The following is a 19,417-nucleotide window of genomic DNA, read 5'->3' on the forward strand; positions in this document are numbered from 1 at the left end:
TAAACCCCGGAAAGCACCCGGGGTGGTTTGCGCTGCATCAAAGACAGAATAGTCTGGGGACCGGTCGGACTTCTTATCCTATGCTTGTGTCCTGCACCGTACGATTTCCGGGACCGGGCAATACCCGCCGGGAAGCGTTGCGGCTAACGTCGATCTGATAATCCTTTGACTTGATGGTGTCCACGAAATACCAGTCTGCCCGGGCTTCTTCCGGCGTAAAGGTCACCAGCATGTAGCCACGCTGATTCACGTTCAGGTAATCCAGGTCGTCCACCAGCAGACCAATGGCCTGTTCCGCGCCCTGGATCATGTCATCCGGAATGCCCAGATACTCCTCCAGGCCGGGTGATGAAACCGACGCTGTAGCGAACTCCACGCCAATCTGGTCGCCCTGGATGTCTTTCAGATTGTTGGCCCAGGCGTTATGGGTATCCCCCGCCAGCACAACCAGGTTCTTGTTCAGCGCCTTGGCCGTTCCCAGAACCACTTCCCGTTCATATTGGTAGCCATCCCAGGCGTCGAGATTGTAGGGCGCAACCGTGTTGATGCGTGACAGTTCCTCGTCAGTCAGGGACGGATCCCCCTGGAGCTCCCGGCCTTTGAGCTGGGCCAGTTCCGCCAGTTTTTCCGGCAGACCGTCAAACTGCTCAGTAGCAATGGCCACCAGCAGCTCCGCAGGTAGATTCATTCGGCCCATGAGGACCTGTTGCCCCAACACCTGCCACGTTGCGGTGGAGTAGTTCAGGGAAGACTGCAGCCAGAGCAGTTGCTCCGCACCGAGCAGGGTACGATTCGGACTGCCGACATCCGCAGTGAAGCGTGCGGCATCCAATCCTTCTCCCGTAAAGTAGTCCATATAGTCCAGTTGCTGGTCGCGACCGATAATTCGGGTGTCGAGCATGTGCAGGTCCACCAGGTCGCCGAACCGGAAGGTCCGGAAGATAGCTTCGTCGCTGCCCTCGATCACAGGGCGGATCGGCATCCATTCAAAATAGGCCTTCAGGGCATTGAGCTTACGCTGGGTGAAATCGCCCTCGCCCTCGTTGTGGTTTTCAGCTCCCTCTTCCCAGGCGTCGTTCGCCACTTCGTGGTCGTCCCACACCACAATGAACGGCACTCTCGCATGCAGGGATTGAAGATCCGGGTCTGCCCGATACGCAGCGTAACGTTTGCGATAGTCCACCAGTTCAATCAGCTCAAGATTGTTGTCCTCAGAAAAGGTCCTCCCCAGCGCCTGGGCATCCTGTGCCGCATAACTGCTGCTGTCGGAGCTGTATTCGTAGATGTAGTCGCCCAGATGGACCACGGCATCCAGGTCATTCTGTTTACTGATTTCCCCGTAGACGTTGAAATAACCGGCCGGATAATTCGCGCAGGAGACCACGGCCAGGCGCACTGAGTCGATACTGCCTTCCGGCAAGGTCCGGGTTACGCCCACCGGTGACTGCCGATCGGTCGTCTGAAAGCGGTAATAGTAGCTCTGCCCCGGTGCCAGGCCGCGAACATCCACCTTGACGGTGAAGTCATGGGCTTCAGTGGCTTCTGCCGTGCCGGAGTGCACAAGGTTCTCGAAACCCTCATCCGTCGACACCTCCCAGGCGACACCGACAGGTGCCGAACCGGTCGCCGGTGCAGCCCTGGTCCAGAGCATGACACCATCGGCAAGCGGGTCGCCGCTGGCCACTCCATGGGTAAAACTGATTGCTCGCTTGTCGGAGCTGTCCAGTACACAGCCTGCGAGGCCAGTCGAAATCACCACGGCTCCCATACCCATGGCTGATGCCTTCAGAAAATCCCGTCGTGTCAGTCGCTTCATTGTTATACCTTCCCCTGCGTTCGTCCTTTGTAGTCTCGGCCTTCTCTACCCTTCGCCGTTTCTACTCCAGATGAAGAAGCTAATCGGGCTTGGTTAAGAACGCATTGCCAATTTGCGACAGGGGGATGGCAAATCACGACAAGTCGTTCGCGAGGACCAGAAACCATAAAAAAAGGGAGCCGGTGGCTCCCTTTTTGCGGCCCGTTTAAACCCGGTCTATCCGCTGATGAATACCGGCCCGACTCCGAGGTTCCAGATAATGACTGACCCGACCCGTGTGGATACAAGAATCACCAGGGCCACCGTCAGCAACGCCCCGGCATACATGACGGCACGTTCCTTTTCGATACCCATAACGATCGGTAGCCCGTCATACATGAGATAAGCACCATAACAGGCAGCGGCCAGGAAGACGGCAGCGTTAAACCAGGGCACTGGATACAGCAGGGCAAAACCCGCCAGGAACAGGGGCGTGCAGGAGTATGCAGCCAGGGCAATGCCATTGGAGGGCACGTGCTCTTCTTTAGCGCCGTAGGTTCTTGCCATCCAGTTGATGGCGTAACCCAGCGCGAAGACGCCGACGAGCATCGCCAGATAGGTAAGCACGCTGAGCTGCATTGCACTGATCTCGGTTAACTTGATCAGCCGCTCATTACCGACCGTCCAACCGAAATAGGCCGTCGATATGTAGGCGCAAATGGGAGCTATCGCGGCCAGAATGAGCACATAGGTTACATAAACCCGGCGCGGCGTTTCATGTTCTTTTCGTATGGAAGCCCACTCTTCATCAGGATGGGTAAAGAGACCGAACGCATGTGACAGGAGCATGGATGACCCCCTCTCTTTTCTATTGTTGGTAGTTATACGTACGGAAAGCGGAAACTGTCAGATCAGAAGCCGTTCCTTGTTCTTAACTATAGTCAAGAACAGCAATCAGGAAAGGGAAATTGATCAAAATCCAGTCTGACATTTGGGCACTCGCTCACAGGTCGCGCAAGTCGGCTTTTGACGGCAAGGCATCGAAGGCACCAAACCGGGTTGCAGCCATGGCACCGCACCGGCTTGCGAACTCCAGGGCCAGGTCGAGACTAGCGGGCTGGGCGAGCCACGGCCCTAATCGTTCCGCAGTCACACCGTGGCCGGCCAGCTGGTGAAGCAGACCGGCAACAAAGGCATCACCGGCAGCGGTAGTATCCACCGCACGCGCCCGCGGCGGCGCAAGTGTGTGCTGCCGATCACCCGCCCAGGCATGAAGTGCGTTGGGGCCATCAGAAACCAGCACCAACTGAACACCGTGGCGACATAGCTCACCAACCAACGCGTCGCCCTGTTGACCATAAAGCGCTGTCAGTTCTTCCCGGCTGAACTTGACCAGATCGGCCTCCATGGCAAGGGCACGAATCTGCGCCGGCGCCCGATCCGGATCCGGCCAGAGCGATTCGCGGTAATTGACATCAAAGCTCACCAGACAACCCGCTTTTCGTGCCCGTGCCACCAGGGCCAGGGTCGTTTCCACAATGACCGGCTCAGTCAGGGTATTTGAACATATGTGAAAGATTGGCTGACCGGCGAAAGCGCTGTCCGGCAGTTGTTCTGGCTCATACAGCAAATCCGCCGTGGAATTGCGGTAAAAGGTAAAGCTGCGTTCACCGGCTTCATCCAGGGCGACCATGGCCAGCGCCGTATTGGCGCTGTGGGTCTGCACCAGTAACGATGTATCCACACCGAACCCGGAAAGGGAGGTAAGGATCTGGTCGCCAAAAAGATCGGCACCGACCTGACCGGCAAACCCGGACCTGCCACCGAGCCACGCCACACCGACCGCAACATTGGCGGGAGCGCCACCGGGCTGGGGAACAAAACGGAGTTGCCCGTCAACGCGTTCACCGCGCATGTCGATCAGGGCTTCACCGAAGCAGAGTACGTCAAATGGCATCATTGCGGGCTCGTTTGCAGTGTGGAGTGAGCGGGTGTCAGGGGCAGCTTTCACGCACCAGCAGACAGGTGGGCAACAGCACGTTGGCGTCCTCCTGTTCACCAAGGAAAATCCGCGCGGCGATACGTCCTTTTTCCGCACTCTGCTGATAGACCGTGGTCAGCGACGGGTGGATGTTGGCGCCCTCGGGAATTCCATCAAAACCGACGATCCGGACGTCTTCGGGCACTCTCAGCCCCATCTGCAGTGCGGCCTGAATGGCGGCCAGGGCAATTCGATCACTCATACAAAGCAACAGATCCGGCCTGGGGCTGCTGGTCAGCGCTTCCCGTGCCGCCTGGTAGGCGTCCTGATGGGTATTGGTGGGTGTGGACCAGATGCGTTCGGCGGTTACCCGGTAGCCGGCGGCTTCCAGGGCGTCGGTATAACCGTTTAGCCGGCGAACGGAAATCGCCTTCGCCTCGTTGAACAGTTCCCGGTCGCGAATCCGGCAGACACGGTCAGTGTCCACCAGTCGGAGGCCCAGAATCGCGACGTTTTCAGGGGGCTGCTGGAGCGCATGTTCGGCGCTGCGGCGGGCACCCTCATAGTTATCAATGTTGACCCAGGTACAGCCTTCCAGATCAAAATCCACCGCCACCATGGGTTTGCCATGCTGGAGCAGGCGTTCGTAGGTTCTGCCTTTTTTCAACCAGCCGTAGATGATAAATCCGTCCACCATGGATTCCTGAAGCCGGCTTCGGTGCTCGTCATCGTCTTGGCTCGAAAGCAGCAACATGTTCATATGGCGTCGATCGAGTACCTCCGCGAGGCCATGCAGGAACTCACTGGCAACCGGGTCCGTCAAGCTGTAGGCCAGGTTGTCCGCCAGCATTACGCCAACGTTTCCGGTCCTGCCAGTACGCAGGCTTCGGGCTGCAGCATTGGGGCCCATGTAGCCCAGACGTTTGCACTCTTCGAGAATCCAGCGGCGACGGCCTTCAGACAGCTGATCCGGCCGATTGAAGGCATTGGAGATGGTGGCAGTGGAAACATTCAGTTTCTCCGCCATCAGCTTCACTGTCAGACGCCTGGGTTTCTCCGTCACACTCGTCTCTCCCGCCCTCGGTTCTCAGAGTTCACTGGGTCGCAGCCAACCTTTCAGTCGCCTCAGCGTCCGCCTTGAAAGGGCCGAGGGCCCGGCCATTGTTATCAAACACATGCACCAGTTCCGGCTCGGTGGTCAGCGCCACGCGCTGCCCGGTCTGAACCTCGCAGGGCACCGGCTGTCGCACAACCATCAGCTCCTGCATCCCGGGCAGCTCGACATAGACATAGGCCTCGTTCCCGAGGTACTCAACGTTAACCACTTCCAGACCGTGATCAGGCCCCGACAACGCCAGGCTGAAGTGTTCCGGGCGAACCCCCACGGTCACCGAATCGCCATCGGTCAGACCGGAGGTCTCACGGTTGATAGTCACTTCCCCCAGACCACGGATATCAATGGCCGTTGTTGGTGCGCCGGTTTCCCCTGCGACCCTGCCGGGCATCAGGTTCATTTTCGGCGAACCGATGAATCCGGCCACAAACAGGCTGGCCGGCGTTTCGTAGAGCTCGTAGGGGGTACCGACCTGCTCGATATTGCCGCCGTTAAGCACCACAATCTTGTCGGCCAGGGTCATGGCCTCGACCTGGTCGTGGGTTACGTAGATCATGGTGGACTGCAGGCGGTCATGGAGCTTGGCGATTTCCGTGCGCATCTGCACCCGCAGACTGGCATCCAGATTTGACAACGGCTCGTCGAACAGCATGATCTTGGGCTCCCGAGCCATGGCCCGGCCAATCGCGACCCGTTGCCGCTGGCCACCGGACAGCTCCCGGGGTTTGCGATCCAGCAACTTCTCCAGCTGCAGGACTTCCGCTGTTTTTTCCACCCACTCGCGGATCTTGTTCTTTTTGGCCTTGCCCAACTTGAGGCCAAAAGCGATGTTCTCATACACCGACATGTGGGGATACAGGGCATAGGACTGGAACACCATGCCCACACCCCGCTCTTTCGGTGACTGGTCAGTGACCACTTCGCCGTCGATTTCGATATCCCCGCTGGTGGGGTCCTCCAGCCCGGCGATCAGCCGGAGCATGGTCGACTTGCCGCAACCCGACGGGCCGACAAAGACCACGAATTCGCCGTCTTCGATGCGCAGGTTCACGCACGGCAGAATCTCAATCTGTCCAAAGGTCTTGTTTATATTTTTCAGTTCCACGCATGCCATGGTGGAGACTCCTCTGTTGATCGCCCGATCAGAGCCGGGCGCCGCGAAGGTTTACAACTCTGCAAACAATGCCTGATACGGCGGCAGGACCAGATCACCGCCATCGATATAGCCGGCAAAGCCGTGTCCGGTTGCAATCCGGTCGATGTCACAGGGAACCGGGATGCGAAGCTCCCGTTCGGTAACATTGAGCGCAACCAGCAAGGACTGTTCCCCAGCCTTGCGAACCCAGCAAAGCGCATCGCCCGTGTTCTCTATCAGCTCCAACTCCCCCTGCACCAACGCCGGCTGATTCTGCCGCCAGCGGATCATGCGGCGGACGGCATTGAGGGTAGAGTCCGGATCGTCTTCCTGGCTCTGCACCGACAGCTCAAGATGGTGGCGGTCCACCGGAAGCCAGGGCGTGCCAGTCGTGAACCCTCCGTTGGTTTCCGGGGTCCAGGGCATGGGGGTACGACAACCATCCCGACCCTTGAATTCCGGCCAGAACTCGATGCCGTAGGGATCCTGTAAAGCCTCGAAAGGCACCCAGGCTTCCGGCAAACCGAGCTCCTCGCCCTGGTAGATACAAACGCTGCCGCGAAGCGAGAGCAACAGGGCCATGAGCACTCGGGCGTGGGCGTGGGGATCCTCGGCACGCTCACCCCAACGTGAGACCACCCGCACCACGTCATGATTGCTCAGGGCCCAGCAGGCCCAGCCATCGCCGAGTCCGTGCTGGAAGCGGCGCACCACATCGCGAACCCACTCCGGACCATGCTGGTCGGAGAGCAGGTCAAAGGAATAGGCCATGTGCAGGCGGTTGCGGCCTCGGGTGTACTCAGCCATGCGCTCCAGTGGCCGGTCGTCTCCGATCTCACCCACAAGGGTAGTATCCGGAAACTCGTCCATCAGAGCACGCAGGTCCTGCAGGAACGACAGGTTCTCTGGCTGGCTGAGATCGTGCACGTGGCGCTGATAGGTGTAAGGGTTCACACCTTTGGCCACGAAAGTTTTGTTCTCACCAGCGGGAACGGCGGGGTTATTCTCCAGTCCCTGGCTGTGGTAGTAGAAGTTCACGGTGTCCAGGCGGAACCCATCCGCCCCCAGCTCCAGCCAGAATCGCATATTATCCAGCTGGGCCTGGCGCACCGCCGGGTTGTGGAAGTTCAGGTCCGGCTGACTGGCCAGAAAATTATGCAGGTAGTACTGGCCTCGGCGACTGTCCCAGGCCCAGGCACTGCCACCAAAAATGGACAGCCAGTTGTTGGGCGGGGTGCCGTCAGGTTTGGGGTCGGCCCAGACAAACCAGTCGGCCTTGGGGTTGTCCCGGCTGGAACGGCTTTCCTCGAACCAGGGATGATTTTCCGCGGTGTGGCTGAGCACCTGGTCAATGATCACCTTCAGACCCAGGCGATGGGCTTCAGCCACCAGCGCCCGGTAGTCATCCGTGTCCCCGAATATCGGGTCGACCCCGCGGTAGTCAGAAACGTCGTAGCCGAAGTCTTTCATGGGTGAGGTGAAGAACGGAGACAGCCAGATAGCGTCTACGCCCAGGGAGGCGACGTAGGGCAGTTTCCGGGTTACGCCCTTCAAATCGCCAATACCATCCCCGTTGCTGTCGAGAAAACTGCGGGGATAGATCTGGTAGATAACGCCACCTTTCCACCAGGGCTGTGACTGGGTCATACAATAACTCCTTAATTAACCTTTCACCGCACCCGCCGTGAGGCCGGATACGATACGACGTTGGAAAATCAGCACCAGCAACACCAACGGCACAGTGACGATCACAGACGCCGCCATCAGGTTGCCCCAGGGCAGCTCGTACTGGGAGCCGCCGGTCAGTAGGGCAATGGCAACGGGCACCGTGCGCTGGTCGTCGGTGAGGGTAAAGGTGAGTGCAAACAGGAACTCGTTCCAGGCAGCGATAAACGCCAACAGACCTGTGGTTGCCATGGCCGGCCACATCAACGGGATAAATACCTTGAACAGCGTGGTCATGGGCGAGGCGCCGTCAACAATGGCGGCCTCTTCCAGCTCCTTCGGCAACTGCCGCATGAAGGTGGTCAGAATCCAGACCGTGAACGGCAATGTGAATATGGTGTAGGAGAAGATCAGCGCCAGCGGGTTGTTGTACAGGTCCAGGGCCCGGATCACCTCGAACAGCCCGGAGAGCACCGCCACCTGGGGAAACATCGATACCCCGAGCACAATCATCAGCACCGCACTCCGGCCCCGGAACTGCACGCGCCCGAGGGCATAGGCGGCCGTCAGACCGAACGCCATGGCAATGATCACCGTGGCGAAGGACACCAGCACCGAGTTCCAGATGCTACCCACGAAGGAGCCATCGCCAATCACCGACAGGTAATTGGAGAAATCGAACGAGCTCACCCACCAGGTCACGTCAAACAGCTCTGACCCGCTCTTGAACGAGGTCACGATGGCGTAATAGAAAGGGAACACCGTGAACAACAGGATGCCCGCCAAGAGAACCGCAAAGCCGGTTTTCGCCACGATTTTCTTCAGCAACTTGCGGTTCATGCCTCACCTCCGACCTGTTTGCGTCCGAGATAGAGATAACTGATGGTCAACAGGGCGATGATCAGGAACAGCACCGTGGAGGCCGCCGAGCCGTATCCGACATCCTGGAATTCCACCAGTTGCTGTCGGGCATAGACCGACATGGACATGGTGTCCGCGCTATTGGACGTCAGCACGTAGATCACATCGAACACCCGCAGCGCATCAAGCACCCGGAAAATGATGGCGACCATCAATGCCGGCAGGATCAGCGGCAGGGTTACCTTGAAGAACACCCGCACCGGATGAATCCCATCTACCTTTGCTGCCTCATAGCAGTCCGAGGGCAGCATCTGCAGGGCCGCCAGCGTGAGCAGGGCCATGAATGGCGTGGTTTTCCAGACATCCACCATGATCACAGCCCACATGGACAGGTCCGCATTGGCCGTCCAGTTCAGTGGCTGCGAAATCAGGCCGACCCCCAGGAGCATCTCGTTGATGATCCCGAACTGGTCGTGGAGCATCCATCCCCACATCTTGGCCGAAACAATGGTCGGCACCGCCCAGGGAATCAGTGTGGCGGCCCGAACCCAGCCCCGACCCCGGAACTGGGCGTTCAGAGTCAGCGCTATGATCAGCCCGAGCACGGTCTCCATTCCCACCGACACCACCGTGAAGAACAGCGTGTTCCAAACCGCATTCCACCAGGTCGGGTCGGCCAACACCCCATACCAGGCGCCGTTGTCGTACACCAGATAGTTCTCGAAACCCACCAGACCGTAATCACTGATGTTGGAGAAACTGGCGTCGGTGAAGCTGAACCAGATGGTTCGCATCAGTGGCCAGCCCGCCACGGCAGCGAGCACCACCAGCATGGGAATCAGGAATAGCCATGCCGCGCGCAGGCGCTGGCGGCGCACCCGGCTGGCTTGCCGTTTGGCGGGAAAGGCCCGGGCCGGCGAATTGCCGCCCGCGGCCGTTTCTACAGGTGCCGGTGTGGTATGAGCCATGGCCGGTTACCAGCCCCGACGGCCGAGACGCTGAAGCTGACGCTCCAGACCATTCAACGCCTGCTCTGGCTCCGCCTCGCCAGAGAGCACCTGATGGGTAGCATTGAAGAACGCATTACTGACCCGGCCGTAGCGTTCACCGGTCACCGAAGAAGGCCTGGGAACACCGTTCTTGAAGGTTTCGAACAGTTCGCCGAAGAAGGGTACTGCCGTGAGGACTTCCTCGTCTTCATACAGACCCGGAATCGTGGGGTTGTAGCTGCCCTGAATCGCCCTGCGTTTCTGCTCGTCATAGCTGGTGAGGAACCGGACCAGATCCGCCGCTTCGTCCTTGTTGGCGGAGTAGCGTGAAACAGCCAGCTGCCAGCCACCCAGGGTACCAGCATGACTGCCCTGCTCTCCCCCTCTGGGCAGTGCCACCACACCCACCTTGTCCTTGACCGGGCTGTCATCGCTCTGGGCCAGGCTCCAGGCATAGGGCCAGTTGCGCATATAAAGGGCGTTACCAGACTGGAACACGCCCCGCGCTTCCTCCTCGGTGTAGTTCAGCACGCTGCGTGGGGAAATATCGTCAATCCAGGTGCTGGCCAGCGCCAGCGCTTCCCGAGCCTGGGGATTGTTGATGGTGACCTTGCCCTCGGCGTCTACCACCGTGCCACCATTGTAGGAACTGACCCACTCCAGGGCGTTGCAGGTAAGTCCTTCGTAGGCCCGGCCCTGCCAGACAAAGCCCCAGAAGCGGTCGTTACCGGCTTCACGCTCGCCGGCCATGACCACGCGGGCCGACTCGGTAAGTTGCTGCCAGGTTTCCGGAACCTCCTGGTCGTACTTTTCAAGAAGATCCTTTCGGTAATACAACACACCCGCATCGGTGAACCAGGGCATGGCTACCAGACGATCATCCACGGTGTTGTTCCGGACCAGGGACTCGAAGTGGGCATCCTCGGCACCGTTGGTGTACTCCGAGAGGTCCACCAGGTGCTGGGCCAGCATCCCCGGCCAGACCACATCGATCTGGAAAATATCGACATCCTCGGATTGGGCCGCCAGCAGCTGCTGATAAAGGGAAAGTCGCTCAGTAGCCGAGTTGGGCGTGGAAACCACCTTTACCTCGTGGCCGGTCTGTTCCGCCCAGGCCTGGGTTCCTTCCTCACAAAGCTGCTTCTCGGCACCCACCGCGCCACAGGAGATGGTGATGGTCTTGGCCTGAAGGCCGCCAGCGAAGGCGAAAACCGCCAGGCTGCCGGCCATCCACAGGTTACGATTGAATCTGGACATGTCAGTCACCTCGGTTTGTTATTGTCGGTTTCAGAACCAGATTTCCATTTGCGTACCAAAGGTCCACTGACCACTGGTAAAGTCTGTTTCCGCGTCACCCAGAGCGTCGCTGCTGGCATAGCCGTCGAGCTCCTCATCCCAGGTAGAGTAGCTGGCAAACAGCCGGATCTCCGGCCGGTTCCAGAAGCCGCCGACCTGGGGTTTGAAAGTGGGCGCCACGGTAAACCGGGAGTAGTCACCGTCAACCGCATTCCGACCGGCATAGCCCAGCGGGGTGATATCCATGGTCTGCCAGGAGGCCTCGTACTGCATTTCAAAGTTGCTGCCGATCTCGTGGGCCAACCGGGCATTGAACGTCAGCCACTGATACTCGTCCCCCTTGATGTAGCGGTCTTCGCTGGTTTCCGCCAGGATCGCTGGCGCGAAACGCCAGTTCTCGCTCAGATAGGTGGTGCCGTAGATACCCAGGCGAGTACTCACGGCGTCCTCGTGTAAATCGCCATCAGCACCAATGTTCTTGGCCTCGGCACCCAGGCCCTGGCCGTGCATGACCGCCACCTTGAAGTTGCCGTCGGACAGACCAAAGAAGTCACCGCCGTGGTAGGCCAGCATGGTGTGGAAACCCGTGTCTGCCGCTTCCTGTGCGCCATTCACAACCCGGGTCTCGTTATCCTGGGCGTTGATGCCGTTGAGCATCCACTGAACGTTGCCGAAATAGTTGTTGGCGGTAAGGATCAGACTGTCGGTGCTTGAGGTTTCGGTTGCTGTCTGCGGGTCGGACGGGAAGTCAATGAAGCTTCTGCCGTAGAGCGAGAAATTGGATTTCACCGATTCGGTGAACTTCACATCGTAAACTCCCGCGCCAAGGCCGGCGAGGAAAATGAAATCGCTGTCGAGCCAGTGAATGTCGAAATTGTCGCGGTCAAACCGCTTACCGGCCCAGATCGCAGAATCCCGGAAGACTCCGGAAAAACCGGCAAGATCACTGAATTCCACGTAGGCCTGACGAACGTTCAGGGCGCCGTCACCGGCCGTCCAGTCGTTACTGGAGGTGGTGGAATCGGCGATCATCAGGCGGTAGTGGGATTTGGTGCCGTTTTCAGCTTCCTGCTTGTAGTTGAGTATTGCCTCAAGGTAGGTGTCGGGCTCGTTACCCAGTCTGCCTACCGCGCCACCCACAGAACCGGCGGGCGTCAGGTAGGGGCCGCCCGGGGCACTTTGCAGGTCGCCATTCAGCAACAGGCCAGAACGTGCGTAGGTGTTGAAAGAAAACCCCTCAGCTCCGGTGGCCTGAGGCTCCACTTCAGCGAGCTTTTCTTCCAGCGCGGCAAGTCGTTCTTCCACGCTATCCTGGGTCTGGGCGGCCAGGGGCATTGAGGCCAGTAGGCCCATAGAGACTGCGACGGCCAGGGGATTACGGATTGGTGTCTTACCAGAATTCATTTGTCGGAACCTCGTATTGTTTTTGTAAGGTCTGTTGTAGCTGCAATTTATCTAATACTTAATGCATTAAGACAGTCACTCAAAAAAAATCGGACCAAGGTCCGGAATGAGCACTTAAATGATTAAGTAATGACCAAAGATAAAAGCACAGAATAGCTTCTGCAACCTTTCAGAAGGCTTAATTTCAACTTAAATTATGAGGCAGGCGGCCAGCAGTTGCCGGCCGCCCCTGGTCAGGAATTGCGGGGATCGGTCTCGGCAACCCAAGGGTAATCCCTGTGGCTGTCGCGGAAGGATAACAGGCTCTCAACACCGGAAAAGTCCACCAGGTTCCTGAAATCCAGCCAGTCTACCAGGCAATAAAGACAGATGGCCGGATAATTCCATTCCTCAAACTGGCCCTCTTCCGCCATTGCCGACAGCGTGCGCAGGGTCGTCATGATGCGTTCGCGTTGAAGATTGTAGAACATCAGGTCGTCGCCGGTATCGATTCCGGATTTCTCAGAGAGCAGCATGGTAACCGCGGAGTCGTTGGCACCATCGACCATGGTCAGCTGGTTCTCCTGATCCCAGGTCAGCGGGTCACGGCCCTGCTTGGCACTGATATAACGGGCGATAATCCGGGAATCATAGATCTCCTTGCCGCCGTCTTCGAGCACCGGAATTTTCAGGGTCGGATTATTTCGCCGCAGCTCGTCCCTACCTTCACCATAGATATTGAGATTGACGAATTCATAGGGTTCCTCATCCAGCAGGATTCGAATGCGCCGAACGTACGGTGAAGTGGTGGATCCGATCAATTTCATGGTTTCTCCGAGGATTTCACACTCAGGATCCCAACAGGGATTCAGGGTTTGTGTATGGGTGCCCGGTCGCTTCTGCCACTTCCCTGTAGGTCACCTTGCCCGCGGCCACGTTCAGCCCGGCCCTGAGGTGCGGATCTTCCTTCATCGCCCGGTCCGGACCCTTATTAGCCAGGGCCGCCACAAAAGGCAAGGTGACGTTATTCAGAGCCAGCGTGGAGGTCCGCGCCACGGCACCCGGCATATTCGCCACGCAGTAATGTACCACACCATCAACAATATACGTGGGATCGTCGTGGGTGGTTGCCCGAGAGGTTTCAGCACAGCCGCCCTGGTCAATGGCAACGTCCACGATGACGCTTCCCTCCGGCATCCGGCGAATCATGTCGCGGGTAATCAGCTTGGGCGCAGAGGCCCCTGGAATGAGCACACTGCCGATAACAAGATCGGATTCCGTCACCGCCTGATCGAGAGTCTGGGCCGTTGAAAACAGGGTTATTATGCGGTTGCCGTAGAGATGGTCCAGGTTTCTGAGTACGTCCATGTTGCGGTCCAGAACCGTGACCTGGGCACCCAACCCGACCGCCATGGCAATCGCATTCTGGCCAACAACTCCGCCACCAACGACCGCTACCCGCGCCGGGCTGACACCGGGCACGCCGCCCAACAGCACGCCGCGCCCGCCCATGGCTTTCTCCAGACAATGGGCACCGGCCTGGATCGACATGCGCCCAGCGACTTCCGACATCGGCGCCAGCAGGGGCAAATGCCCTCCACGGTCGGTCACTGTCTCATAGGCAATGCAGGTAGCGCCGGACTTCACCAGGTCGTCTGTTTGCGTTTTGTCCGGGGCCAGATGCAGATAGGTGAAGAGCGTGTGTTCCGGCTTCAGCATGGCCCGCTCTTCAGCCTGGGGCTCCTTCACCTTGACGATTAACTCTGCCGTATCGAAAACCTCCCTGGCCGTCTCAAGAATTCGCGCCCCGGCCTGCCGATAATCCTCGTCGGAAAAGCCGATGGCGAGGCCAGCTCCGGTTTCCACAAACACGTCATGTTTATGGCCGCACAGCTCGTGAACGGCAGCCGGCGTCATGCCTACACGGTATTCGCGGTTCTTGATTTCCCTGGGTACACCGATCCTCATAAACAACCTCCAGATCATTCGGGATTTGCGAGTGTCTGAATGTAGTGTAGTCAAAAGGTCCTATACTGGACTGATAAGACCATTCGACCCACATGGAGCAGGACAGATCATGACAACCGTGAAAACAGCGGCGACCGCCGCAGCGCTGTCACTCACCCTGGCAAGCACACAGACACTGGCAGAGATGCAAACCAAGACCGTTGAATACAAGGTCGGTGAAACCACCTTTACCGGCTACATGGCCTGGGATGACGAATTCGAAGAGAAACGCCCGGGCGTCCTGGTGGTCCATGAGTGGTGGGGCCACAACGAATTCGCCCGGGAGCAGGCAGAGCGGCTTGCCGCTGCCGGCTACACCGCGTTTGCCCTGGATATGTATGGTTCCGGCAAGCAGGCCGACCATCCCGACACCGCCCAGAAGTTCATGCAGGAAGCGACCAAGGACATGGATCAGGTCAAGGCGCGCTTCATGAAGGCGATGGAGATCCTGCAAAACCATGAAAGCGTTGATGCTTCCCGCATCGCTGCACAAGGCTACTGTTTCGGCGGCGCGGTGGTCCTGAATATGGCACGTATGGGCGTGGATCTGGACGGTGTCGTCAGCTACCACGGAGCGCTTGGCAGCCCCATAACCGCCGAAGCAGGAACAGTAAAGGCCAGGGTTCAGGTCTACACCGGTGGTGCCGACAAGATGGTTCCCTCAGACCAGGTCGCCGGCCTGGTAAAGGAGATGCAGGACGCAGAAGTTGATCTCACCCTGGTGAGCTTCCCCGGAGTGCTGCACTCATTCACCAATCCTGGCGCTGACAGGGTCGCCGAGGAGTTCGGCATGCCGATAGGTTATGACGAAGAGGCCGCCACACGGTCCTGGGAGGGAACCATGCGTTTCTACGAGGCTATTTTCACCCGGTAACACCGTGAGCTGAAAACCGGAACCCGGTCTGACGGCCGGGTTCTTTTGCTTCAGAGAGACGACGCAATGCTGTTGCGAACGTCTGTCATCAGATCATCCAGCGGCAAAGCCCCGGACGCCATCGGGGGATGGATGACGATTTCAATCTCACCGCTGCTGAACGATGCACTTCCTTTGGGCAATCGCTGGTGGGATCCACAGATGGTGACAGGAAGAATCGGAAGCTGGCCATCCTGTGCAATGACGAACCCACCCTTCTTGAAGGGCAGTAATTTGCCATCCCACGAACGGGTTCCTTCCGGGAAAATCAGAATGCCGGTACCGTCCGGCAGCTGGCCCACTCCCCGCTTGATGCTCTCCAGGGCATCGCTGCCTTTCGAGCGATCGATAAACAAATTCCGCGAGGCTTCCAGTGCCAATCCAAACAGGGGCACCTTGCGCAACTCTTTCTTGATCACCCACCGATATTGCAGGCCAAGGGCGAGCACCAACGCCGGGGGATCAAGATAGGAGGCATGGTTACTCAGAATCACATATCGCTGACCGGGCTCGATGTTTTCCCTGCCACGGACCTTGAGCCGGATGCCGCAAACTTTCAGGATAATCCATGCATAGATCTGGGTGCCGTGGAACGCTGCGTCCCCTCGCTTCCCGAAAAGGGCTGCAATGACAATCGGAAAGAACAGAATCAGGGTGAGCAGTATGGCCCAGAACAGGATCCAGGCGGCCTTGAGCAGTCGGAGCATGTAATGATTCCTGGAGATCTCGACTTCCAGTTAAACGAGCAGCAGGTCGGTAAAGATTACATAATGATGGAAAAAGACAAAAGCGTGCCACCTTGCCAGGCGTTTTTCAGGCATTAAAAAAGGCAGCCGAAGCTGCCTTTTTGGCGGTTATTGCCGAATCCATCAGGGATTACAGGGCAACAACGTTCTCCGCCTGAGGACCTTTCTGGCCCTGGGTAACGGTGAACTCAACCTGCTGGCCTTCTGCCAGAGTTTTGAAACCGCTGCCCTGAATAGCGCTGTAGTGAACAAAAACGTCCGGGCCGCCTTCACGAGTGATAAAGCCAAAGCCTTTTGCTTCGTTGAAGAACTTAACAGTACCGGTAGTAGTAGACATACTTAAACTTCCTGAAATCAATCATATTATCTGCCGCCACACACCTTCGTGGTGCAAGGTCGACGTTTTACGGAAATACAGAACTCGCGGAATCAAAAACAGGACGGTCACTACTAACTGCGGAGTACGTCTTATTCATGAAATGCTTTACTGAATCTTTCCTACAACTTCAACTCTACTCCTGAATCCGAGGCTTGCCAAGGGCATTTTCAAGAAAATATGTAGGTAGTGGTACCCATCAGCCCTTCACCAGGCCAAAGGTGTAAATTCCCAGTGCAGTCATAAGGATGGAGCCGACAACATGGGCCAGAATACCGGTGATGGCCATGGCCCATTTGCCGTCCTGGATTGCAGCAAACATCTCGAGTGAAAATGTCGAAAAGGTGGTCAGGGCACCGCACAATCCGGTTATGGCAAAGAGTCGCCATTCCGGTGCCAGTGTGGTGCCATGACTGAAGTAACCGATCAGCAGCCCAATCAGCCAACCACCACTGAGATTGGCAACCAGCGTTCCGTAGGGAATGGCATGGTATGTCGTGTTCAGCCACAACCCCAGAGCCCAACGAAGGTTGGCGCCGATAACGGCGCCAACACTCACAGCAACGAACGACAACCACATGTCAGGGCTGTCTCCTGTCAGGCAGGGTTATGATCAATCACTGTCTCCTTGTTGCGCGCAAACTCATCAAACGGGAAGTCATCGACCGTCAGCATCTCGAGTACAACGGTCTCATACTGGCGCATGAAATCGGCCTCTTCCTTGGTATATATACCAGCCTTCAGGGCCGCCTCAAACCGCTCTTCCGGATGCAAGGCGGTCATCGGCAATTCCCCCTTAGCGTAGGCCTTGGTCGCTTTCCGGTATAGCTGCTCGGCCTTGTCATAGTCTTTGAGCAAGCCATTGTAGCGAGCCACCGGATTCTCCACGTTGCCCTCGCCATTGGTATGCCAGACGCTGGCAATCAGCTTATTGCGGATGGGCGTATCGGTGGATATTGCACGAGCAAGTTTGCGCGCAAGGTCGTCCTGCGGGCTGCCCCAACGACGGCCGAGCGGCATCGTAACGCCGCGCAGAACCAGCGCCACGGCGCGATTCGGCAGGTTCTGGAGGAACTCGTCCAGGGCGCTTTCAGTGCGATGCAGCAGCATGCCCAGACTGTATTCCATTACTTCCTTCTCACCCTCTACCGGCTGAGTCTCGTGCCAGTTCTTGAGAACCATGGAAGCCAGGTACAGGTTGGACAGCATATCCCCCAGTCGTGCAGAGATAAGCTCCCGCATTTTCAGTTCGCTGCCGAGCGTGGTCATCGCGGCATCCGAGCAAAGACCAAAGGCCGCGCTAAAGCGGGCAACCGCCTGCGCGTACTTGCGACTGGCACTGTCAAACGGCACATCTGCCCGACCAAGACCGAGAGCCTGGGTGAAGGCGCGGGCAGCATTGCCGAAAATCAGCCCCGCGTGGCCGAAGAACGCATCGTCAAATGCGTTGATATCATCGTTGTCCTTGGCCGCCAGCTCCTTGAGCACATATGGATGGCAGCGAATGGCGCCCTGACCGAAGATCATCAGGCTGCGGGTCATAATGTTGGCACCCTCAACAGTGATCGAGACAGCGGCACCGCTGTAGCCTATGCCCAGGTAGTTACGCGGGCCGAGTGTCACGGTCTTGCCACCGTGAACGTCCATCGCATCGGTCAACACACCGCGCTGGAACTCGGTAAGGTGGTATTTAAGGATGGCAGACGGCACTGCCGGCTTCTCACCTTTATCAATCATGTTGGCAGTGTGGTTTACAGCTACCTGAGAGATATAGGTCTTGGCGGCGATTCGGGCCAGAGGCTCCTGCACACCCTCCATATCAGCCACCGGCGTATTGAACTGACGGCGGATGCGGGTGAAACCACCAGCGGTGCCAACGGCCGACGCAGCAGCACCGGCCGCACCGGACGGCAGGGTGATACAGCGACCTACAGACAGGCACTCAACCAGCATGCGCCAGCCCTGACCGGCCATATCCACGCCACCGATGATGTAGTCCAGCGGAATAAAGACGTCTTTACCCTTGATGGGGCCATTCAGGAACGGGCTACCAATCGGGCAATGACGACGGCCGATTTCCATGCCTTTGGTATCCCTGGGGATCAGTGCGCAGGTAATGCCATAGTCTTCGGTTTCGCCCAGGAGCCCGTCCGGGTCAAACATGCGGAAGGCAAGGCCAACAACCGTGGCGATTGGCGCCAGGGTGATCCAGCGCTTCTCGAAATTGAGCCGGATACCGACAACTTCCTTGCCATCGACTTTCTGCTTGCAAACGATACCGGTATCCGGAAGCGACGTCGCATCCGAACCAGCCCTTGGGCCAGTCAGGCCAAAGCACGGAATGTCACGACCGTCAGCAAGCCTTGGCAGGTAATGGTTTTTCTGTTCCTCGGTGCCGTACTTGACGAGCAACTCGCCAGGACCGAGGGAATTGGGTACGCCCACAGACACCATGAGCGTCTCGTTGGATGCCAGCTTTTGCAGAACTGCAGACTGCGCCTTGGCAGAGAATTCGAGACCGCCGTATTCCTTGGGAATGATCATCCCGAAGAAACCTTCCTTCTTGAGGAAATCCCACAGTTCTTTGGGCAGATCAGCCCGCTCGACCGCCACGTCCCAGGTGTTACACATGGAAATTGCCTGGACACACTGGTTGTCGACGAAGGCCTGCTCTTCCTCGCTCAGGCCCGTATTACGGTTTATCAGCAGGTTGTGCCAGTCGGGCCGACCAGTGAACAGTTCACCGTCCCAGCCGACTGTCCCTGCTTCGAGTGCCACTTTTTCAGTATCGGAAACCTTCGGTGCGACTTTCTTGAACATCGCGAAAATGCGGGGTGTCAACCAGCTTTGGCGAAACCCGGGCAGGCCAGCGGCAGCCGTTACGGCGGCACCAATAAACAAAACCAGGGCCAGCCAACCAGAGGCAAACATCAGCGACAGCAGGCCGGTAATGGCCATTACGCCAATCGCGGACGTTGCACCGGACTCGCGCCGCATCACAATCAGCAGGCCAGCCAGTGCCACTACAAACAGTATGAAAGTCATCATAGGTTCTCTCTGTCATCCATGGTTCGGGAATGTCGAAGACTATAAACCGTTACGTTTACGGTACCGCATCAGATGAGGGCTGACCAGCAAATGCCCCACAGTCAGCCA

The 19,417-nt window shown here is 57.9% G+C and carries 17 protein-coding genes; 1 reads left to right on the top strand and 16 read right to left on the bottom strand.

What is annotated here, in order from left to right; translation table 11 throughout:
• Window positions 1-73: 73 nt before the first annotated feature.
• The 12 genes from J3362_RS10625 to ald form a co-directional block, all read right to left on the bottom strand.
• Window positions 74-1,816, bottom strand: a complete 1,743-nt coding sequence (locus J3362_RS10625) for an alkaline phosphatase D family protein (protein ID WP_349519604.1) — start codon at window positions 1,814-1,816, stop codon at window positions 74-76.
• A gap of 216 nt (window positions 1,817-2,032) precedes the next feature.
• Window positions 2,033-2,644, bottom strand: coding sequence for a Yip1 family protein (locus J3362_RS10630; protein WP_349519606.1), 612 nt, complete (start codon window positions 2,642-2,644; stop codon window positions 2,033-2,035).
• Window positions 2,645-2,798: 154 nt separating this feature from the next.
• Window positions 2,799-3,755, bottom strand: coding sequence for a carbohydrate kinase family protein (locus J3362_RS10635; protein ID WP_349519607.1), 957 nt, complete (start codon window positions 3,753-3,755; stop codon window positions 2,799-2,801).
• 34 nt (window positions 3,756-3,789) lie between these two features.
• Entirely contained in the window at window positions 3,790-4,839 is a 1,050-nt protein-coding gene (locus tag J3362_RS10640) for a LacI family DNA-binding transcriptional regulator (protein WP_349519609.1), read from the bottom strand.
• 31 nt (window positions 4,840-4,870) lie between these two features.
• Window positions 4,871-6,004: an ABC transporter ATP-binding protein gene (locus J3362_RS10645; RefSeq protein ID WP_349519611.1), complete on the bottom strand. Its 1,134-nt coding sequence runs from the start codon at window positions 6,002-6,004 to the stop codon at window positions 4,871-4,873.
• Between the two features lie 51 nt (window positions 6,005-6,055).
• A complete protein-coding gene (locus tag J3362_RS10650) occupies window positions 6,056-7,672 on the bottom strand; it encodes an alpha-amylase family glycosyl hydrolase (protein ID WP_349519613.1) in 1,617 nt (538 codons plus the stop codon).
• A 15-nt stretch (window positions 7,673-7,687) separates the two neighbouring features.
• Window positions 7,688-8,530, bottom strand: a complete 843-nt coding sequence (locus tag J3362_RS10655; protein ID WP_349519615.1) for a carbohydrate ABC transporter permease — start codon at window positions 8,528-8,530, stop codon at window positions 7,688-7,690.
• Window positions 8,527-9,519 carry a carbohydrate ABC transporter permease gene (locus J3362_RS10660; protein WP_502882427.1) on the bottom strand — a complete coding sequence of 331 codons (993 nt, stop codon included), beginning with the start codon at window positions 9,517-9,519 and terminating at the stop codon, window positions 8,527-8,529. Before J3362_RS10660 ends, J3362_RS10655 begins: the two co-directional genes overlap by 4 nt.
• A gap of 6 nt (window positions 9,520-9,525) precedes the next feature.
• Window positions 9,526-10,797, bottom strand: coding sequence for an ABC transporter substrate-binding protein (locus tag J3362_RS10665; protein WP_502882428.1), 1,272 nt, complete (start codon window positions 10,795-10,797; stop codon window positions 9,526-9,528).
• 30 nt (window positions 10,798-10,827) lie between these two features.
• A complete protein-coding gene (locus J3362_RS10670; RefSeq protein WP_349519617.1) occupies window positions 10,828-12,240 on the bottom strand; it encodes a carbohydrate porin in 1,413 nt (470 codons plus the stop codon).
• A 233-nt stretch (window positions 12,241-12,473) separates the two neighbouring features.
• A complete protein-coding gene (locus J3362_RS10675; protein WP_349519618.1) occupies window positions 12,474-13,046 on the bottom strand; it encodes a glutathione S-transferase family protein in 573 nt (190 codons plus the stop codon).
• A 22-nt stretch (window positions 13,047-13,068) separates the two neighbouring features.
• Window positions 13,069-14,187: an alanine dehydrogenase gene (ald, locus tag J3362_RS10680; RefSeq protein ID WP_349519620.1), complete on the bottom strand. Its 1,119-nt coding sequence runs from the start codon at window positions 14,185-14,187 to the stop codon at window positions 13,069-13,071.
• Window positions 14,188-14,296: 109 nt separating this feature from the next.
• Here ald and J3362_RS10685 point away from each other — a divergent pair, with 109 nt between their 5' ends.
• Window positions 14,297-15,100, top strand: coding sequence for a dienelactone hydrolase family protein (locus J3362_RS10685; RefSeq protein ID WP_349519622.1), 804 nt, complete (start codon window positions 14,297-14,299; stop codon window positions 15,098-15,100).
• A 50-nt stretch (window positions 15,101-15,150) separates the two neighbouring features.
• Here J3362_RS10685 and J3362_RS10690 read toward each other — a convergent pair whose 3' ends face one another.
• From J3362_RS10690 to J3362_RS10705, 4 genes are all read right to left on the bottom strand, one after another.
• Window positions 15,151-15,846: a lysophospholipid acyltransferase family protein gene (locus J3362_RS10690; RefSeq protein WP_349519623.1), complete on the bottom strand. Its 696-nt coding sequence runs from the start codon at window positions 15,844-15,846 to the stop codon at window positions 15,151-15,153.
• A 169-nt stretch (window positions 15,847-16,015) separates the two neighbouring features.
• Complete coding sequence (locus J3362_RS10695) at window positions 16,016-16,222, bottom strand: cold-shock protein (RefSeq protein WP_008172950.1); 207 nt, start codon at window positions 16,220-16,222, stop codon at window positions 16,016-16,018.
• A 238-nt stretch (window positions 16,223-16,460) separates the two neighbouring features.
• Window positions 16,461-16,841 (bottom strand): fluoride efflux transporter CrcB, encoded by a 381-nt coding sequence (gene crcB / locus J3362_RS10700; protein ID WP_349519625.1) that lies wholly within the window; start codon window positions 16,839-16,841, stop codon window positions 16,461-16,463.
• 17 nt (window positions 16,842-16,858) lie between these two features.
• On the bottom strand, window positions 16,859-19,309 hold the full coding sequence (locus tag J3362_RS10705; protein ID WP_349519627.1) for an acyl-CoA dehydrogenase: 2,451 nt from the start codon (window positions 19,307-19,309) through the stop codon (window positions 16,859-16,861).
• Window positions 19,310-19,417 lie beyond the last annotated feature (108 nt).

It is taken from the genome of Marinobacter sp. NFXS11 (genome assembly GCF_040148675.1).
Classification (GTDB): Bacteria; Pseudomonadota; Gammaproteobacteria; order Pseudomonadales; family Oleiphilaceae; genus Marinobacter.

Bases quoted from the DNA above. Each gene is read 5' to 3' on its own strand.
- J3362_RS10675 (WP_349519618.1), bottom strand. From the start codon at position 13,046: ATGAAATTGATCGGATCCACCACTTCACCGTACGTTCGGCGCATTCGA.
- J3362_RS10630 (WP_349519606.1), bottom strand. From the start codon at position 2,644: ATGCTCCTGTCACATGCGTTCGGTCTCTTTACCCATCCTGATGAAGAG.
- J3362_RS10670 (WP_349519617.1), bottom strand. From the start codon at position 12,240: ATGAATTCTGGTAAGACACCAATCCGTAATCCCCTGGCCGTCGCAGTC.
- J3362_RS10645 (WP_349519611.1), bottom strand. From the start codon at position 6,004: ATGGCATGCGTGGAACTGAAAAATATAAACAAGACCTTTGGACAGATT.
- J3362_RS10650 (WP_349519613.1), bottom strand. From the start codon at position 7,672: ATGACCCAGTCACAGCCCTGGTGGAAAGGTGGCGTTATCTACCAGATC.
- J3362_RS10660 (WP_502882427.1), bottom strand. From the start codon at position 9,519: ATGGCTCATACCACACCGGCACCTGTAGAAACGGCCGCGGGCGGCAAT.
- J3362_RS10655 (WP_349519615.1), bottom strand. From the start codon at position 8,530: ATGAACCGCAAGTTGCTGAAGAAAATCGTGGCGAAAACCGGCTTTGCG.
- J3362_RS10705 (WP_349519627.1), bottom strand. From the start codon at position 19,309: ATGATGACTTTCATACTGTTTGTAGTGGCACTGGCTGGCCTGCTGATT.
- J3362_RS10685 (WP_349519622.1), top strand. From the start codon at position 14,297: ATGACAACCGTGAAAACAGCGGCGACCGCCGCAGCGCTGTCACTCACC.
- J3362_RS10625 (WP_349519604.1), bottom strand. From the start codon at position 1,816: ATGAAGCGACTGACACGACGGGATTTTCTGAAGGCATCAGCCATGGGT.
- J3362_RS10690 (WP_349519623.1), bottom strand. From the start codon at position 15,846: ATGCTCCGACTGCTCAAGGCCGCCTGGATCCTGTTCTGGGCCATACTG.
- J3362_RS10665 (WP_502882428.1), bottom strand. From the start codon at position 10,797: ATGTCCAGATTCAATCGTAACCTGTGGATGGCCGGCAGCCTGGCGGTT.
- crcB (WP_349519625.1), bottom strand. From the start codon at position 16,841: ATGTGGTTGTCGTTCGTTGCTGTGAGTGTTGGCGCCGTTATCGGCGCC.
- ald (WP_349519620.1), bottom strand. From the start codon at position 14,187: ATGAGGATCGGTGTACCCAGGGAAATCAAGAACCGCGAATACCGTGTA.
- J3362_RS10695 (WP_008172950.1), bottom strand. From the start codon at position 16,222: ATGTCTACTACTACCGGTACTGTTAAGTTCTTCAACGAAGCAAAAGGC.
- J3362_RS10635 (WP_349519607.1), bottom strand. From the start codon at position 3,755: ATGATGCCATTTGACGTACTCTGCTTCGGTGAAGCCCTGATCGACATG.